This window comes from Methylobacterium sp. E-025 (assembly GCF_022829705.1).
GTDB lineage: Bacteria > Pseudomonadota > Alphaproteobacteria > Rhizobiales > Beijerinckiaceae > Methylobacterium.
This window is the reverse complement of record NZ_JAKSYR010000118.1, coordinates 1-16,498: the sequence shown is the minus strand read 5'-3', so window position 1 is coordinate 16,498 and position 16,498 is coordinate 1. Positions and strand designations below refer to the sequence as shown.

Annotated in this window: 15 protein-coding genes; 8 read left to right on the top strand and 7 right to left on the bottom strand. The window is 73.1% G+C overall.

All coding sequences use genetic code 11. From position 1 onward, the window contains the following. From MKK64_RS17725 to MKK64_RS17715, 3 genes are all read right to left on the bottom strand, one after another. Window positions 1-489 (bottom strand): transglutaminase-like cysteine peptidase (locus tag MKK64_RS17725; protein ID WP_243936198.1); only part of this gene is annotated, 489 nt, incomplete at its 3' end. 402 nt (window positions 490-891) lie between these two features. Beyond that, window positions 892-1,518 (bottom strand): PilZ domain-containing protein, encoded by a 627-nt coding sequence (locus MKK64_RS17720; RefSeq protein ID WP_147728270.1) that lies wholly within the window; start codon window positions 1,516-1,518, stop codon window positions 892-894. A gap of 90 nt (window positions 1,519-1,608) precedes the next feature. Then, a complete protein-coding gene (locus tag MKK64_RS17715) occupies window positions 1,609-2,259 on the bottom strand; it encodes a PAS domain-containing protein (protein WP_243936197.1) in 651 nt (216 codons plus the stop codon). 470 nt (window positions 2,260-2,729) lie between these two features. On the opposite strand from MKK64_RS17715, the gene MKK64_RS17710 reads away from it, so the two are divergent. Together MKK64_RS17710 and MKK64_RS17705 are read left to right on the top strand one after the other, a co-directional pair. After that, window positions 2,730-3,551, top strand: coding sequence for a rhomboid family intramembrane serine protease (locus MKK64_RS17710; protein ID WP_147728268.1), 822 nt, complete (start codon window positions 2,730-2,732; stop codon window positions 3,549-3,551). Window positions 3,552-3,781: 230 nt separating this feature from the next. Then, window positions 3,782-4,213 (top strand): CBS domain-containing protein, encoded by a 432-nt coding sequence (locus MKK64_RS17705; protein WP_147728267.1) that lies wholly within the window; start codon window positions 3,782-3,784, stop codon window positions 4,211-4,213. An 18-nt stretch (window positions 4,214-4,231) separates the two neighbouring features. On the opposite strand, the gene MKK64_RS17700 is transcribed toward MKK64_RS17705, so the two are convergent. The 4 genes from MKK64_RS17700 to folE form a co-directional block, all read right to left on the bottom strand. Then, window positions 4,232-5,803 (bottom strand): alkaline phosphatase D family protein, encoded by a 1,572-nt coding sequence (locus MKK64_RS17700; RefSeq protein ID WP_243936196.1) that lies wholly within the window; start codon window positions 5,801-5,803, stop codon window positions 4,232-4,234. 87 nt (window positions 5,804-5,890) lie between these two features. After that, window positions 5,891-6,883 carry a patatin-like phospholipase family protein gene (locus MKK64_RS17695; RefSeq protein ID WP_243936195.1) on the bottom strand — a complete coding sequence of 331 codons (993 nt, stop codon included), beginning with the start codon at window positions 6,881-6,883 and terminating at the stop codon, window positions 5,891-5,893. After that, window positions 6,880-7,290 (bottom strand): phosphoribosyl-AMP cyclohydrolase, encoded by a 411-nt coding sequence (gene hisI / locus MKK64_RS17690; RefSeq protein ID WP_147728538.1) that lies wholly within the window; start codon window positions 7,288-7,290, stop codon window positions 6,880-6,882. Before hisI ends, MKK64_RS17695 begins: the two co-directional genes overlap by 4 nt. 32 nt (window positions 7,291-7,322) lie before the next feature. Then, window positions 7,323-8,177, bottom strand: coding sequence for a GTP cyclohydrolase I FolE (gene folE, locus MKK64_RS17685; RefSeq protein ID WP_243936194.1), 855 nt, complete (start codon window positions 8,175-8,177; stop codon window positions 7,323-7,325). 258 nt (window positions 8,178-8,435) lie between these two features. Here folE and MKK64_RS17680 point away from each other — a divergent pair, with 258 nt between their 5' ends. The 6 genes from MKK64_RS17680 (at window position 8,436) to MKK64_RS17655 (ending at window position 16,430) form a co-directional block, all read left to right on the top strand. Beyond that, on the top strand, window positions 8,436-8,882 hold the full coding sequence (locus tag MKK64_RS17680; protein ID WP_147842289.1) for an iron-sulfur cluster assembly scaffold protein: 447 nt from the start codon (window positions 8,436-8,438) through the stop codon (window positions 8,880-8,882). A 4-nt stretch (window positions 8,883-8,886) separates the two neighbouring features. Beyond that, window positions 8,887-9,243 carry a membrane protein insertion efficiency factor YidD gene (yidD, locus tag MKK64_RS17675; protein WP_243936191.1) on the top strand — a complete coding sequence of 119 codons (357 nt, stop codon included), beginning with the start codon at window positions 8,887-8,889 and terminating at the stop codon, window positions 9,241-9,243. A 145-nt stretch (window positions 9,244-9,388) separates the two neighbouring features. Next, window positions 9,389-10,390, top strand: coding sequence for an AAA family ATPase (locus tag MKK64_RS17670; RefSeq protein WP_147728534.1), 1,002 nt, complete (start codon window positions 9,389-9,391; stop codon window positions 10,388-10,390). Between the two features lie 3 nt (window positions 10,391-10,393). After that, window positions 10,394-11,308, top strand: a complete 915-nt coding sequence (locus MKK64_RS17665; RefSeq protein ID WP_243936189.1) for a DUF58 domain-containing protein — start codon at window positions 10,394-10,396, stop codon at window positions 11,306-11,308. A 9-nt stretch (window positions 11,309-11,317) separates the two neighbouring features. Beyond that, window positions 11,318-14,143, top strand: coding sequence for a DUF4159 domain-containing protein (locus MKK64_RS17660; protein ID WP_243936187.1), 2,826 nt, complete (start codon window positions 11,318-11,320; stop codon window positions 14,141-14,143). Between the two features lie 205 nt (window positions 14,144-14,348). Beyond that, a complete protein-coding gene (locus tag MKK64_RS17655) occupies window positions 14,349-16,430 on the top strand; it encodes a hypothetical protein (RefSeq protein WP_243936185.1) in 2,082 nt (693 codons plus the stop codon). Window positions 16,431-16,498: the final 68 nt, after the last annotated feature.

The window sequence follows — 16,498 nt, the reverse complement described above, 5'->3', positions numbered from 1 at the left end:
CAGGGTGAGCACGGCGTGGCCCTCGCCCTTCTCGTCGATGACCACGGTCATCCGCATGGCGCGGCGCGGCAGGCCGGCCTTGGCCAGCAGGCTGCGCTTGAGCAGCTGAAAATCCTCGCAATCGCCCGAGCCGTCCTCGGCCAGGTCCCAATGGTCGGGAACGCCGAGGTGGTCCATGTCGGTCACCGGCGTCACCGTAGCGTTGACCCGGCGGTTGACGGCCTGGATCGTGCTCCAGATCGCCGGGGTCATGGCGATGCGGGCGGGCTCGGCGGAATTGACCGCGCACTCGGCCGGGTAGCCCTGGCAGAAAGCGACCCAGGCGAGGATCGGCTTGGCGGCGCCGACCGGCGCGGCGGCGATGGTGGGGGCGGGCAGCGAGGCCAGGGTCTGCGCCGCGACCGGGGCGACGGCGGGGGCGAGAAGCGCGAACAGCCCGAGGCCGAGCGCCCGGATCACCGTCCCCTTGCTGCTGAACACCCGGCCCATCGCCACAACCCTCCGTCGATGGAGGCAGGATGGGGCCGCTCGCCCTCCGCGGCGCTGAAGCCGATCCGCGCAATTTTATCGATTCCCCGGTGCGACCGGACCGGCTCGCAACAGCCCGAACCGGACGCTGTGGCGACGCCGCGGATTGTCGGCATCGCGTTTAGGATCGGGAAACCTTGTGCCGCCGGATCGCGACCGCCCGATGTCGCAGCCGCACGCCGATGGCGAACCGGAGCGAACGCCGCGGGCGTGAGTCGGCCCCTCGCAGCGCTGGCCGCTGTCGGGTCGGGTCGGCGGCGCGCCTGCGATGACGGCATCGCTCGGGATCGGCCGATCGCGCGACGCGACGCACGCGCCGGTCGCCTGCGATGGCGGCTGTCCGAGGTCTCGGGCGCGCGGCGTCTACAGCGTCATGCCGTCGTGGAAGCGATCGGGGGAGAGCGGCAGCATGAACTGGACGCCGAACCCGCCCTCGAAGTAGCGCACGAGCTTCCCCGGCGTGCTGCCGATCGTGACGGTCGCGCCGAGCGGCGGAACGTTCAGGCTGGCCAGGGCCACGCCCGACATCGAGATGTCGATGACCCGCGCCTTGATCTCGCGCCCGCTCTCCAGACGCACGATCACCGCCGGCTGCTTGGGCACGACGCGCTCGTGGGTCCGGCCTTCCGGCAGGCCGAGGATCTCGCGGTTGGCGAGCCAGGTGAGCTGCGAGGCGATCTTGTCGCGCTTGCGCGGCGTCGCCGAAAGCTGCACGGCGAATCCCCCCGGCGGATGCCGGGCGATGACGCCCTCGATCCGGCCGATATGCTCGAGGTACAGCACCACGCGCTCGCCGAGCTCGCCCACGACCGCGCAGGTCAGGCGGACCCCGCCGGGCGACATGTCGACGGTCTGGCACGGGTATTCGCGGCGATCCGACAGCATGTAGCGACCGAGCAGCGCCACCGGCACGCGCTGGTGGCGGCGCAGATCGGAGGCCTGCGCGAGGCGCAACGTGGTCGTTCCCACTGGTGTCTGCGCCGTGTTCATTCCGAAGCCGGCTTGATCCGTTGGTGATCGGACTCAAAACCTAACGCGGTCTCGTTACGAAACCCTTTTTTCGGATGACGCAATCTCAGGTCAGATTCGGCCGCCGCGGTGGACCAGGAGATGGCCGCGACGGAAGGGGCTGCCGTCGTTGGCCGGCGGGGGGAGGGCACCGAACGAGCCGGCCTCCGAGGCGAGGATCGCGAGGCCGGCATCGCCGTCGGCCGAATCACCCCGAAACACGCCGGCCTCGGGCCGGTTCAGCACCCGGAGCGAGAGCGTGTCGAGGCGGACGAGCGGCCGCAGGCCGAGCCAGGGCGGCGGGCTCACCGGGCTCAGGGTGCCGAGCGCCCGCGCCTGGGTGCGCCCGCGGTGGCGCAGCGGCAGGAGCAGGAACTCGAGGTCGATCGCCTCGCCGGCGCTGTTGGTGCCGCGCAGCCCCGCGACGACGCCGAGCGCGTCGTGCGCCACGATCTCTACCATCCGCCAGGGGTCGGCGGGCGCCGTGCCCCAGAGATCGGACAGGTGCGAGGCGCGCAGCTCCCGCCCGAACAGGGCGCAGACCCGGGTGCCGGCGAGCCGGAGGGTCGCGGTCCGGTGCGGCATGTCGATCTCGAGGATCAGGCTGTCGGCCAACAGGTGGCGGATCTCTCCCGGCTCGATCTCGGCGCGCTCCGGCGCACAGCGCTGGCCGCGGATCCGATCCCAGTAGCTGTGGAGCATGCGGCTCGTCGGATGCTTCATGAGTGTCCCGGAACGATGCACGGCGGCGTGACGATGGGTGCCGCTTCGGAACACCTGCGATCAGGCGCGATGCATCCGGCGGCAGTTCGAGACCCACGGCGCACAGCCTATGCCCCCGGCCGCGGCCAAGCTCGCGCAACCCTTCGTTAAGGTTAAGAAGAGGTTGACGTTGCGTGACGCGCGCCGCCGCACGACAGTGATCACGACAGCGTGACGGCTCGGGTTCGCCCCGCGCCGGCCACGCCTCCGGGTCACCTTTGCGAGGGGCACGGAGGGATCGGGCGCTCGGCGCCCCGCCGTCTCCTGGTCCGGACGGCGCCCGAACCCGATGCGGGCTCGGAGATCCTTCGCTTCAGGGAGGGGGTCCATCACCGGGCCGCCTCCCTTTTTTTGTTCGCCGACCGGCATTCCGGCCGCCGCCGTCGCCGCAGGCCCTTGCCCCGCGGGCCGCCGCGCCGACATGTGGCGCCATGGATGCCTCGCCCGATCTGCCGCGCCAGGGCCGCGTGCCCGTCTTCAACATGCCGGGCGTGGTCACCGTCTCGATCGGCCTCCTGCTCGCGATCCACGCGGTCCGCGAGATCCTGCTGCCGGACAGCTGGGACATCCGCCTGGTCCTCGACCTCGCGCTGGTGCCGTCCCGCTGGACGACGTGGCTCGACCCGGCCCAGGCCGACGCGGTGATGCGGGCGGCGAGCGAGGTCGGCGACGCCCAGTTCGCGGCCGCGCGCGAGGCCTTCGCCCGCTACGTGCTGACCGATCCCGGCCCGTACCTGTGGAGCTTCGCGACCTACGGCCTGCTGCACGGCTCTTGGATGCACGTGATCTTCAACACCGTCTGGCTCGCCGCCTTCGGCTCGCCGGTGGCGCGGCGCTGCGGTGCCTGGCGCTACGGCCTGATCGGGCTCGCTGGGACGGTCGCCGGCGGCGCGCTGCACGTGGCGATCGACCCGTTGAGCACCGCGCCGCTGATCGGCGCCTCGGCCGGCGTGTCGGCGCTGATGGCGGCCGCTGCCCGCTTCGTGTTCCAGCCGCCGCTGCCGGGCTACGGCACCCAGCCCTGGCAGCTGCCGCCCCGGCGGCCGGTCGAGACGGTGCCGGAACTCCTGCGCAACCGCACCGCGGTGACCTTCCTGGTGATCTGGATGGCGACGAACCTGCTGTTCGGCCTGATCAGCCTGCCGCTCGGCGCCGAGAGCGCCGCCGTCGCGTGGGACGCGCATCTGGGCGGCTTCGTCGTCGGCTTCCTGATGTTTCCGTTCGTCGATCCGCGGGAACCGGTCGCGCAATAGTCCGGGTGCGGGCGGGCACGACTGTTCCGCCGCCGGTCTCGGTCGGCGAGATCAGCATTGGCGTAGCGAACGGACCCCCGAGACGGTCGTGCCCGGCCTTGCCATGACGCGGCATCCGCCACACACTCGCGCGGAGCGCAGGCGCGATCCGGGATCAACCCGGGCACGTCGCGGTCGGCGCGCACCGTGGCTGACGGCGCGCGCGGCTTCACCTCCTGGGAGGGATCTTCATGACCATCGCACGCATCCTCGCCGAGAAGGGCGGGGACATCGTCACCATCACCCCCGAGCGGACCCTCGACGAGGCGATCCACCTGCTGGCCGAGAAGCGGATCGGCGCCCTCGTGGTCACCCACGGCGACGGGTCGGTCGCCGGCATCATCTCCGAGCGCGACATCATGCGGGCGCTGGCCAAGCTCGGCGGCGGCGCCTTCGATGCGCCGGTCTCCGCGCACATGACCGCCGAGGTCGTCACCTGCAAGCGCGCCACGACGGTGGAGGACGTGATGCAGCTGATGACCGACGGGCGCTTCCGCCACGTCCCGGTCTGCGAGGACGGCCGCCTGGTCGGCCTCATCTCCATCGGCGACGTGGTCAAGCGCCGGATCGCGGCGGTCGAGGCCGAGCATCAGGCGATGCGCGACTACATCACGATGGCCTGAGGCCGGATCGGGCCGCACTCATCCGCAGGCGGGGTCGAGAGTGACGTGCCAGAGGTCGGCATCGGCCGCGTCCTTCAGCGTCACCGTCATCTGCTCCGTCCGCCCGTCGACGGCGACGTGGCCGAAGAACTGGTAGCCCGCCGCCGGCGACAGGTTCGCCTGTCCCTCCGGCGGCGCCTTCACGAAGCGCAGCTGCGGCCCGAACGTGTCGTCGAGCTTGTTCGGGCCGAACGTGCCCGCGTGCAGCGGGCCGGAGACGAACTCCCAGAACGGCTCGAACTCCTGGAAGCGGGCCTTGTTCGGATCGTAATGGTGCGCCGCCGTGTAGTGCACGTCGGCCGTGAGCCACACCGTGTTGCGGATGTTCGCCGTCTTGATGAACCGCAGCAGGTCGGCGATCTCGAGCTCGCGCCCGAGCGGCGGCCCGTCGCCCTGCGCCACCGCCTCCGACCCGAAGCTCCGCTCGGGATCGTAGGTGACGACGAGCCCCAGCGGCATGTCGGCGGCGATCACCTTCCAGGTGGCGCGCGACTCCGCCAGCGCCCGCTTGAGCCAGGCGAGCTGCACCGGCCCGAGGAAGTACGCGTCCGGACCGTAGCGGGTCTCGCGGTTCTCGCCGTTCGGCCCGCGATACGAGCGCATGTCGAGCATGAACACGTCGACGAGGGGGCCGTAGGCGATCTTGCGGTAGACGCGGCCCGGCTCGGCCGGCTCGAAGCGCATCGGCATGTATTCGTGGAAGGCGCGGGACGCCCGCACCTCGAGGGCCCGCACGTTCGGGTCGGCGTACTTCTTCCTAAGGTGCTCGGCGCGGGTCAGCGGCTCGCCGGGCCACCAGTTGTTGGTGACCTCGTGGTCGTCCCACTGCGCCAGGATCGGCACGGCCGCGTTCATCGCCAGCACGTTCGCGTCCGTCAGGTTGTACTTGTAGCGGCCGCGGAACTCGGCGAGCGTCTCGGCCGGCTTCGCCACCGCCTCGGTGACGCGGTTGCGCCAGAGGGTGCCGTCCGGCAGCGTCACCTCGGCTGCGATCGGCCCGTCGGCGTAGATCGTGTCGCCGGAATGCAGGAAGAAGTCCGGGCGGTTGCCCAACATCGCTTTGTAGATCGTCATGCCGCCCCGGGCCTCGTCGATGCCCCAGCCCTGGCCCGCCGTGTCGCCGGACCAGCAGAACGAGACCGAGCGACGGTCGGCCGGCGCGGTGCGGAAACGGCCGACCTGGGCCGGCCCGCGGATCGTCGGGGCGGCCAGGTCTTCCAGACGGATCCGGTAGAGGATGTCCTGTCCCGGCGGCAGATCGGTGAAAGCGACCTTCACGGTGCCGTCGGTTTCCGGCAGCGCGTCGGCGACCGTGCCGCCGCGGATCTCGGAAAAGCTCTCGGTGGTGGACCATTCCACGATCGCGCGGCACGGCCGGTCGGCACGCGCCCAGACGATCGCGGAGTCGGAGCCGACGTCGCCCGATTGCAGCCCGTGGGTGAGGATCGGCCGGTCGGCGGCGCGGCTGAGGCCCGGCCTGGCGAGGCCGGAGGCGAGCCCGACGAGCCCGGCCCCGCCGGTCAGCAGGAGTTGGCGGCGGCTGGACACCATCGGGTCGGCTCCTCGCGGCGGGCGGGCACGGTGCCGATCCCCGACGTGAGGCCGCATCGCAGGCCGACACGACAGTTGCGTGACGTATCAGGCCCGCGCGGCCGCGGCCTGCACCATCGCCCGGATGCGGGGCAGGGCGGCCCGCGTCGCCGCATGGCCGGCGGCGATCCCTTCGGCCGCCCGGTGGAACTCGAACTGGCCCATGGCGGCGAGATCGGGCCCGATCGCGCAATCGGGCGGGTCCCGCTCGAGGCGCGCGCGGGAGATGCGGTCCTGCGTGATGTTGAACGCGTCGAACATCACCCGGCCGATGCCGGGCCCGGACGGCGCGACCCGGCGGTTGCGCAGGCCGGCGAGCAGGTTCCAGCGGCGTGCGCCGACGGCGGTGACGACCTGCTCGACCGGATCGACCGCCTCGGGCTCGATCACGCCGCCCCGCAGCCGCGGATCGCAGGCGAGGTTCACGCCGATGACGAGGTCGGCGCCCATCGCGCGGGCCAACGTCACCGGCACCGGGTTGACCAGCGTCCCGTCCATCAGCAGGCGCCCGTCGCGCTCCACCGGCGCGAACAGCCCGGGCAGCGCGTAGGAGGCGCGCAAGGCTTCGATCAGCGACCCGCGGGTCAGCCAGACCTCATGCCCGGTGCCGAGCTCGGTGGCGACCGAGGCGAAACTCACGGGCAGGTCGTCGACGAGGCGGTCGCCGAGGTCGCGCACCAGCCGCCGGCGCAGGCGGTCGCCGCCGATCAGGCCGGAGCCCGACAGGCGCGGGTCGAGAAGGCCGAGCACCCGGCGGCGGGTGAGGGAGAGCGCGAACTCGGCCAGCGCGTCGAGCTTGCCCGCCGCGAAGCAGCCGCCGACCACGGCGCCGATCGAGCAGCCGGCGACGACCGCCGGATGGATGCCGGCCTCGTCGAGGGCGCGGATCACGCCGATATGCGCCCAGCCCCGGGCAGCACCGCCGCCGAGCGCCAGCCCGATCCGCGGTTCCCAGGGCGCCGCGTCACGGGTCGGCTCGACGGTTCCGGGGGCGATCGCGGCGGGTGCGGCGTGCCGCAGCAGGGCGTGCGCGCCGCTCATGCGCCGGCGGGATGCAGAACCGCGCGGCCGTCGGGATCGAGGGTGACGCCGCGGTAGAAGCACGCCCGGCGCCCGGTGTGGCAGCAGCCGCCGTCGCCGCCGACCGCGACGGTGATCAGCAGCGCGTCCTGGTCGCAATCGGTGCGCATCTCGACGACGCGCTGGATCTGCCCCGAGGTCGCGCCCTTGTGCCAGAGCTCGCGGCGCGAGCGCGACCAGTACCAGGCCTCGCCGGTCTCCAGCGTGCGCTGCAGGGATTCGGCGTTCATGTGCGCCAGCATCAGCACGCGGCCGTCCTGCGCGTCGACGGCGATGCAGGCCACGAGCCCGTCGCGGTCGAAGCGCGGGGTGAAGGCCGTGCCTTCCTCGACCTCGGCACGGCTACCGGGCGGATCGAACGGGACCATGGACGACCATCTCCGCGCGGAGCGCCTGAACCTTACGCCTTACCGCCGCGGACCAGCGTCAGGAACCGCACCTGCTCGCTGGCGTCCTCGCGGAAGGCGCCGCGGAACTGGGTGGTGATGGTCGAGACGCCCGCCTTCTGCACGCCGCGCATCGCCATGCAGAGATGCTCGGCCTCGACCAGGACGGCGACGCCGCGGGGCTTGAGGATGCTCTCGATCACGTCGGCGATCTGCGCTGTCATCGTCTCCTGCGTCTGCAGGCGGCGAGCGAAGGTGTCGACGACGCGGGCGAGCTTCGACAGGCCGACGACGCCCTTGGTCGGATAGTAGGCGATGTGCGCCAGCCCCATGAACGGCACCATGTGGTGCTCGCAATGGGAGTAGAACGGGATGTCGCGCACCAGCACGATGTCGGAATAGCCCTCGACCTCCTCGAACACCCGCTCAAGCAGGGCGTCGGCGTCGACGTCGTAGCCGCCGAAGAGCTGGCCGTAGGCCTTGACCACGCGGGCCGGGGTGTCGAGCAGCCCCTCGCGGTTCGGGTCGTCGCCGGCCCAGCGCAGGAGCGTGCGCACGGCGGCCTCGGCCTCCTCGCGGCTCGGGCGCGCCAGCGCGATGCCCTCGGGCACGCGCGTCGCGGATTCGGGCTTTCTGGCAATGTCCTTCGTGGCGCCCTCCGCAACCTCCAGCGCGGCCGTCTCGGCACGGCGCTCGGCGAGGCTCGCCACCACGCGATCGTTGTCGTTGCGCATGACGCTCAAGCTCGGCTCGGCCTCGGGAACGGGCCGGCTGGCGCCGTAGGACAGGGATTTGAGCGCGGCATCCATGGCATCTCCAGCCCGCGCCACACGGGCCTTCATCGTGGTACTGTCCGGCTTGGCATACATGCGGTCGAACCGTCTCGGAGCCCGGAAGGCTCCGGGCCGGCGCCCCGGTTGTTACGGTGTCCGTGGCCGTGGGCGCGACCCTGGTCGACGAGCCGCCTCCTCGCGAAACGGCGTCACGCGGCCTATATCGTCGTTCTTGCACGATCGCGCAATGCACGGCGCGCGGGGCAGGCCCGGACCGTCCGGGGACGAAGCGCGGCGATCGCACGGATCGACCGCGCGACGATCGAAACCGAGGACAAGGATCGGCAGGCGCCCATGCTCGACGACATCTACAACCGGCGCATCCTCGAACTCGCCGCCGACATCCCGCGGCTCGGCCGGCTTCCCGCACCCGATGCCAGCGCGACGGCGCATTCGAGGCTCTGCGGCTCGACGGTGACCGTCGACCTCGTGCTCGGCCCCGACGGGACGGTGGCCGATTTCGCCCACGACGTGAAGGCCTGCGCGCTCGGCCAGGCCTCGTCCTCGCTGATGGGGCGGCACGTGGTCGGCTCCAGCCCCGGCGAGCTCCGGGCGGTGCGCGAGACCATGCGCGCGATGCTGAAGGCGAACGGCCCGGCTCCGGAAGGCCGTTGGGCCGACCTCTCCGTGCTGGAGCCGGTGCGCGAGTTCAAGGCGCGCCACGCCTCGACTCTGCTGACCTTCGACGCGGTGGTGGACGCCCTCGACCGGATCGAGGCCGGCAAGCAAGCCGCCGCCTGACGCGATGCTGCGGCGGGCCGCACACGTCGCGATCCGCGGCTACCAGCTCACACTGTCGGGCCTCGTCGGCCGTCAGTGCCGGCACTGGCCGAGCTGCTCGGACTACGCCGACGCGGCGATCGCCCGGCACGGGCTCTGGCCCGGCGCCTGGATGGGGTTTTCGCGGATCTGCCGCTGCGGCCCCTTCGGCACCCACGGCATCGACCTCGTGCCCGACGCGTTGCCGCCGCGGGCGCGCTGGTTCCTGCCCTGGCGCTACGCGCGCTGGCGCGGGGTGAACGCGCCGGAAAACCCGTTTTTCTGCGATGCGGTCGAGGCCTCGGACGGACTGGCCCGGGTGGCGGCACCAGACCGCGGCTGAAGCGCCGCGGGCCGCGCCCGGCGAACCTGCGGCGATGCCGGCCTTGCCAGCCGGTCACGAACCGCCGCACACTCCGAGCCCAGAACGACGCCAGCGTCGCCCCCCGGCCGCAAGGCCCGACAATCGAGACGGAAACCCCATCGGCATGAGTCAGGGCTCGTCCGCCACCTCCCTCGACGACGGCATCGTCGCCACCGCCGAAAGCTGCCTCGCTTCCGTGGGCCAAGCGCGGGAGGCGATCCACGGGGTGATCTTCGGGCAGGAGAAGGTCGTCGACCTCGCCCTTGTCACGATCCTGGCCGGCGGCCACGGCCTCCTCGTCGGGCTGCCGGGCCTGGCCAAGACCAAGCTCGTCGAGACGCTGGGCACGGTGCTCGGCCTCGACGCCCGCCGGGTGCAGTTCACGCCCGACCTGATGCCGTCCGACATCCTCGGCACCGAGATCCTGGACGAGGATGCCGACCGGCGCCGGTCGTTCCGCTTCGTCAAGGGCCCGGTCTTCACCCAGCTCCTGATGGCCGACGAGATCAACCGGGCGAGCCCGCGCACGCAGTCGGCGCTGCTGCAGGCGATGCAGGAGAACTTCGTCTCGGTGGCCGGCGAGCGCCACGACCTGCCGCGGCCGTTCCACGTGCTGGCCACCCAGAACCCGATCGAGCAGGAGGGCACCTATCCGCTGCCCGAGGCGCAGCTCGACCGGTTCCTCCTGGAGATCGACGTCGGCTATCCCGACCGCGCCGCCGAGCGCCGCATCCTGATCGAGACGACCGGCATCGCCGACCAGGGCGCCAAGGCGGTGATGTCGACCGACGCGCTGCTGACCGCGCAGCGCCTCGTGCGCCGCCTGCCGGTGGGCGAGGCGGTGGTCGACGCGATCCTCGACCTCGTCCGCTCGGCCCGCCCCGACAGCGGCGATCCGCTGGTGAAGGGCAAGCTGATGTGGGGACCGGGCCCCCGCGCCAGCCAGGCCCTGACCCTGGCGGCGCGTGCCCGCGCGCTGATCGAGGGCCGCGTCGCCCCCTCGATCGCCGACGTGAAGGCTTTGGCCGAGCCGGTCCTGAAGCACCGCATGGCGCTGAGCTACGCCGCGCGCGCCGACGGCGATACCGTCGAGGGGCTGATCGCCAAGCTCGCCGAGAAGCTCTAGCGCGTGGCGGCCGCCCGCGCCCTCGAAGCGATCCCGCGCGTCCCGGGCCGGCGGGAGAACGAGGGCGCGGTGGCGCTCTCCGACCGCATGCCGCGGCTCGTGCTGGAAGCCCGCCGCGTCTCGTCGATGCTGGCGCACGGGCTGCACGGCCGTCGCCGCGCCGGGCCCGGCGAGAGCTTCTGGCAGTTCCGGCCCTTCGTGAACGGCGAGGCGGCGGCGCGGATCGACTGGCGCCGCTCGGCCCGCGACGACCGGCTCTACGTGCGCGAGCGCGAGTGGGAGGCCGCCCACAACATTTGGATCTGGATCGACCGCTCCGCCTCGATGGGCTTCGCGTCCGATCTCGCGCAGGCCGCGAAGGTCGAGCGCGCGCTCGTCCTCGGGCTGGCGCTCGCCGACGCCTTCGTCGACGGCGGCGAGCGGGTCGGGCTGCTGGGCCTCACCCGCGCGACCGCATCGCGGAAGATCGTGGAGGCGATGGCGCAGGCGCTCGTCGCGGACGTGCCCGGCCTGACCCAGGACCTTCCGCCCCGCGCGGCCCCCGCCCGCTTCGACGAGGTGATCCTGATCAGCGACTTCCTCACCCCCCTCGACCGCGTCGCCGCGGCCGTCCAGGAAATCGCCGGCCGCGGCAGCCGCGGCCACCTCGTCGTCGTCGCCGACCCGATCGAGGAGACGTTTCCGTTCGCGGGACAGGCGGTGCTGCACGACCTCGAATCCGGGTTCTCGCTCGACGTCGGCGACGCCGCCGCCTGGGGCGACGCCTATCGCGGGCGCATCCGGGCGCACAGGGCCGGCCTGTCCGAGATCGCCCGCGGCATCGGCTGGACGCTGACCCTGCACCGCACCGACCGCCCCGCGAGCGAGGCGGCGCTTCGCCTCGCGACCCTGGTCGCCGCCGCCCGCGGCACGGGCTAGGAGGGCGTCGTGCTCGGATTGACCTTCGCCGCCCCCTTCGCGCTCGCCGCGCTGATCGGCCTGCCCGCTCTGTGGCTGCTGCTGCGGGTGACGCCGCCGCGCCCCCGCCGGATCGATTTCCCGCCGCTCAAGCTCGTCGCCGACTTGGCTGCGCAGCGCCAGACGCCGGCGCGGACGCCGCCCTGGCTGCTGATCCTGCGCGTGCTCGCCGCCGCCGCCCTGATCCTCGCTGTCTCCGGCCCGGTCTGGAACCCGAGCGGCGTCGGCGCCGGCGGCGGACGCAAGGCGCTGCTGGTGATGGTCGACAACGGCGTCTCCGCCGCCCACGACTGGCGCGACCGGATGCGGGTCGCGACCGATGCCGTCGAGGGCGCCGCCCGCGACGGCCGCCCCGTCGGCGTGGTCGGGCTGGCGGACGCAGCCGCCGCGATCGAGGCGCGGACGCCCGCGGCCAGCCTGGAGCGGCTGCGCGCGCTGGCGCCGCGCCCGCACCTGGCCGACCGGGCCGCGCATCTCCAGGTCCTGGCCGGCTTCCTCGAGCGCAATGCCGGCGCGGGCATCGTCTGGATCAGCGACGGCGTCGCCGGCATCGAGCCCGCCGGCTTCCCCGGCCGTCTCGCCGAGCTGGTCGCGTCGTCGGGCGCCGCCCTGACGATCCTGCGCGCCGAGACGCCGCCGGCCCTGGCGCTGACCGCGTCCGAGACCGGGGGCAAGCTCACGGCCCGGGTGCTGCGCGCCGCCGCCAACGGCCGCGACGCCGGCCTGGTGCGGGCGCTCGACCCGAAGGGCCTGCCGCTCGCCGAGCACGACTTCGCCCTCGCACCCGACGCCACCGACACCGAAATCGCCTTCGACATGCCGATCGAGCTGCGCAACGGCGTCAGCCGCATCGAGATCGCGGGCGAGCGCTCGGCCGGCGCCGTCACGCTGGTGGACGAGCGCGGCAAGCGCCGCCGCGTCGGCCTCGTCTTCGGCGGCACCAACGACCAGGCGCAGCCGCTGCTGGCGCCGACCTACTATCTTTCCCGCGCGCTGCAGCCCTTCGCCGACGTTCAGGAGGCGCGCGGCGCCAAGGGCATCGCCGACCAGGTCGGGCAGCTGCTCGACAACCAAGTGACGGTGCTGGTGCTCGCCGACGTCGGCGCCATGGACGACCGCACCGCGGCCCGCGTGCAGACGTTCGTCGAGAATGGCGGCCTCCTGCTGCGCTTCGCCGGCCCGCGGCTCGCCGCCGGCAGCGATCCGCTGGTGCCGGTGCGCCTGCGCCGCGGCGGGCGGACGCTCGGCGGCACCCTCTCGTGGGACAGCCCGAAGACGCTGGCGCCGTTCGCGCCCGAGAGCCCGTTCGCGGGCCTGGCGCCGCCTGCCGACATCGGCGTGCGCCGCCAGATCCTGGCCGAGCCCGACGGCGACCTGCCCGGCCGCACCTGGGCCTCGCTGCAGGACGGAACGCCGATCGTCACCGCCGAGCATCGCGGGCAGGGGCTCGTGGTGCTGTTCCACGTCACTGCCGACACGACGTGGTCGAACCTGCCGCTGTCGGGCCTGTTCATCGACATGCTGCGCCGGGTGGTGGCGCTGGCAGGTTCCTCGGCCGCCCCCGCCGAGGGCGGCCCGCGCCCGGCTGCGGCGATCCTCGCCCCGCGGCTGGCGCTCGACGGCTTCGGCGCGCTCGGCACCCCGCCGGCCTCAGCCACCGCGGTGCCGGCCGACTACGCCGACCGCGCCTCGCCGGAGCACCCCCCGGGCTTCTACGGTCCCGCCGACGGCGGCACCGCGGTGAACGCCCTGCGGACCGAAGACCGCCTCAGGGCGCTCGACCTCGCGCCGCTGAACGGCGCCCGCACCGGGACGCTCGCCGGTGCCGAGACCCTGGACCTGCGCCCGAGCCTGTTCACGCTGGCGCTGCTGCTTCTGGTGCTCGACACGCTGGCCGGGCTCTGGCTCGGCGGTTTCCTCAACCGCGGCTCGGGCGGACTGGTCGGCCGCCTGCGCGGCCGCGCGGCAATGCTCGCGATGGCGGGCGTGCTCGTGCTCGGCGGCCTCGGCCCGCCGCTGGCGCGGGCGGAGGAGCCGCCGGCGAACCGCCCGAACGGCATCGAGTCGGCGCTGGTCACGCGGCTCGCCTACGTGGTCACAGGCGACGCTGCGGTCGACGAGGCGAGCCGGGCCGGTCTCACCGGCCTGACTCAGATGCTGGCCTCGCGGACCGCCCTGGAGCCGGGAGAGCCCGCCGGCCTCGACCCGGCCGAGGACGAGCTGGCGTTCTATCCGCTGATCTACTGGCCGATCGCGTCGGGCCGGCCCCAGCCCTCGGAAGCGACGATCCGGCGGATCGATGCGTTCATGCGCAACGGCGGCACAGTCCTGTTCGACACCCGAGACGCGCTGACGGCGCGGGCCGGTGGGCCACCGACGCCGGAGGCCGCCTACCTGCGCAAGATGCTGGCGACGCTGGAGATCCCGGAGCTTGAGCCGGTGCCGTCCGACCACGTGCTGACGAAGGCGTTCTACCTCGTCGACAGCTTTCCCGGGCGCTATGCCACCGGCCAGACCTGGGTCGAGGCGCTGCCGCCGGCCGCCGAGGGCACCGAGCGCCGCCCGGCGCGGGCCGGGGACGGCGTCAGCCCGATCGTCATCACCGGCAACGACCTCGCCGCCGCCTGGGCGATCGACCGCCGCGGCGACCCGCTCTACCCGGTGGTCGGCGGCGACCAGCGCCAGCGCGAGATGGCGTTCCGCGGCGGCGTCAACATCGTGATGTACACGCTGACCGGCAACTACAAGGCGGACCAGGTCCACGTGCCGGCCCTGCTGGAGCGGCTGGGACAGTGAGATCTCTTCGCGTTCAGGCCAGCTCTTCTCCCTCCCCCCTCGGCGGGGGAGGGTACCCTGCGGAGCAGGGGGGGAGAGGGGAGCGACGGTGCCGGATACGGCGCTTCCCTCTCCCGACCCTCGCTGACGCAAGGCCCACCCTCCCCCGCAGAGGGGGGAGGGAGCATGCGCGGTGCGCGCGCCCAGGACACAAGGCTCTCACCCCATGCTGAGCCTCAGCTTCACGCCGCTGCTGCCCTGGCCGGTGCTCGCGGTGCTCGCCGTCGTCGTGGTGCTGTTCGCGGTCCTCGCCTTCCTGGCGGGCGGCCGCACGGCGATCCTCCGGGCGCTGGCGCTCGGCCTGGTGCTCGCGGCCTTGGCCAACCCCGCGCTGGTGCGCGAGGATCGCGAGCCGGTGAAGGACATCGCCGCGGTGATCGTCGACCGGTCCGGGTCGCAGGCGCTCGGCGATCGGCCGGCGGTGACCGACCAGGTCCGGGCCGAGCTGCAGCGCCGCTTCGGCGCGCTGGCCAACATCGAGCCGCGCTTCATCGACGTGCCGGACGCCGCCGGCGACGACGGCACCAAGCTGTTCACCGCGCTCGGGCAGGCGCTCGCCGACGTGCCGCCGGAGCGGCTGGCCGGCGTCGTCATGCTCACCGACGGCGTGGTCCACGACATCCCGGCCTCGCTCGCCGCGCTCGGCATCAAGGCGCCGCTGCACGTGCTCGTCACCGGCCACCCGGACGAGCGCGACCGGCAGATCAAGCTGCTGGAGGCGCCGCGCTTCGGCATCGTCGGCAAGGACCTGACGATCCGGGCCGAGGTGATGGAGCGCGGCGGCACCGGCTCGGCCGTCGTGGCCCTGCGCCACGACGGCGAGGAGATCGGGCGGCGCACCGTGCCGACGGACAAGCCCTTCGACCTCACCGTCAAGATCGAGCACGGCGGCCCGAACGTCGTCGAGATCGAGGTCGAGCCGTTGCCGGGCGAGCTGACCACGGTCAACAACCGCGCCGTGCTGCCGATCGAGGGGATCCGCGAGAAGCTGCGCGTGCTGCTGGTCTCCGGCGAGCCGCACCAGGGCGAGCGCACCTGGCGCAACCTGCTGAAGTCCGACGCCAACGTCGACCTGGTGCACTTCACTATCCTGCGCCCGCCGGAAAAGCAGGACGGCACGCCGATCTCCGAGCTGTCGCTGATCGCCTTCCCGACGCGCGAGCTGTTCGTTCAGAAGATCAAGGACTTCGACCTGATCATCTTCGATCGCTACGCCAACCAGAGCGTGCTGCCCTCGGCCTACTTCGACAACATCACCCGCTACGTCCGCGAGGGCGGCGCGCTGCTGATCGCGGCGGGCCCGGAATTCGCCGGCCCGGCGAGCCTCGCGCGCACCCGGCTCGCCGGCATCCTGCCGGGCGACCCGAACGGGCGGGTCGTCGAGCAGCCCTACAAGCCGACGGCGACGGCCACCGGCAACCGCCATCCGGTGACGCGGGCGCTGCCCGGGGGCGACGCCACGCCGCCGGCCTGGGGCGACTGGCTCCGCATCGTCGCGGCGCAGCCGCGGGCCGGCAACCAGCCGCTTCTGTCGGGCGCCGAGAACCTGCCGCTGCTCGCGCTCTCGCGCGAGGAGAAGGGCCGCGTCGCCTTGATGCTGTCCGATCACGCCTGGCTCTGGGCGCGCGGCTACCAGGACGGCGGCCCCTATCTCGACCTGCTGCGCCGCCTCGCGCACTGGCTGATGAAGGAGCCGGCGCTCGAGGAGGAAGCGCTGCGCGCGCAGATGACCGGGCGCGGCCGCGAGGTCCGCGTCGAGCGCCAGACCATGGCGGAGGCGACCGATCCGGTCACCGTCACGAGCCCGACCGGCAAGGTGAGCACCCTGACCCTGAAGCCCTCGGAGCCGGGACTGTTCGGCGCGACCTTCGAGGCGGCCGAGCTCGGCCTGCACACCCTGCGCTCGGGCACGCTGGCCGCCTTCGTCAGCGTCGGCCCGCCGAACCCGCGCGAGCTCGCCGACGTGTTCAGCGATACCGAGCGCCTGAAGCCGGTGGCCGACGCCTCCGGCGGCTCGATCCGCCGGGTGGCGGACGCGTCGGGGGCCGTCGCGGTGCCCCGCCTCCAGAGCGTGCGCGGCGGCCGCCTCTCCGGCGCCGACTGGATCGGCTTCCGCCCGAGCGACAGCGCGGTGATCCGCGGCGTCGAGGTGTATCCCCTGGCGCTCGGGCTGGCGGCCCTGGCGCTGCTTGCCGCGGCCGTGCTGGCGATGTGGCTGGTGGAAGGCCGGCGCGGGCGGGCGGCGTAAACGACGAGTTCTCGCGTTGATATCGAAGCATCAGCGCGTTTCCCTCCCCCCTCTGCGGGGGAGGGTGG

Excerpts from the sequence above, each read along its gene's own strand:
- MKK64_RS17720 (WP_147728270.1), bottom strand. The coding sequence starts at position 1,518 with ATGAACACGGCGCAGACACCAGTGGGAACGACCACGTTGCGCCTCGCG.
- MKK64_RS17715 (WP_243936197.1), bottom strand. The coding sequence starts at position 2,259 with ATGAAGCATCCGACGAGCCGCATGCTCCACAGCTACTGGGATCGGATC.
- MKK64_RS17710 (WP_147728268.1), top strand. The coding sequence starts at position 2,730 with ATGGATGCCTCGCCCGATCTGCCGCGCCAGGGCCGCGTGCCCGTCTTC.
- MKK64_RS17705 (WP_147728267.1), top strand. The coding sequence starts at position 3,782 with ATGACCATCGCACGCATCCTCGCCGAGAAGGGCGGGGACATCGTCACC.
- MKK64_RS17700 (WP_243936196.1), bottom strand. The coding sequence starts at position 5,803 with ATGGTGTCCAGCCGCCGCCAACTCCTGCTGACCGGCGGGGCCGGGCTC.
- MKK64_RS17695 (WP_243936195.1), bottom strand. The coding sequence starts at position 6,883 with ATGAGCGGCGCGCACGCCCTGCTGCGGCACGCCGCACCCGCCGCGATC.
- hisI (WP_147728538.1), bottom strand. The coding sequence starts at position 7,290 with ATGGTCCCGTTCGATCCGCCCGGTAGCCGTGCCGAGGTCGAGGAAGGC.
- folE (WP_243936194.1), bottom strand. The coding sequence starts at position 8,177 with ATGTATGCCAAGCCGGACAGTACCACGATGAAGGCCCGTGTGGCGCGG.
- MKK64_RS17680 (WP_147842289.1), top strand. The coding sequence starts at position 8,436 with ATGCTCGACGACATCTACAACCGGCGCATCCTCGAACTCGCCGCCGAC.
- yidD (WP_243936191.1), top strand. The coding sequence starts at position 8,887 with ATGCTGCGGCGGGCCGCACACGTCGCGATCCGCGGCTACCAGCTCACA.
- MKK64_RS17670 (WP_147728534.1), top strand. The coding sequence starts at position 9,389 with ATGAGTCAGGGCTCGTCCGCCACCTCCCTCGACGACGGCATCGTCGCC.
- MKK64_RS17655 (WP_243936185.1), top strand. The coding sequence starts at position 14,349 with ATGCTGAGCCTCAGCTTCACGCCGCTGCTGCCCTGGCCGGTGCTCGCG.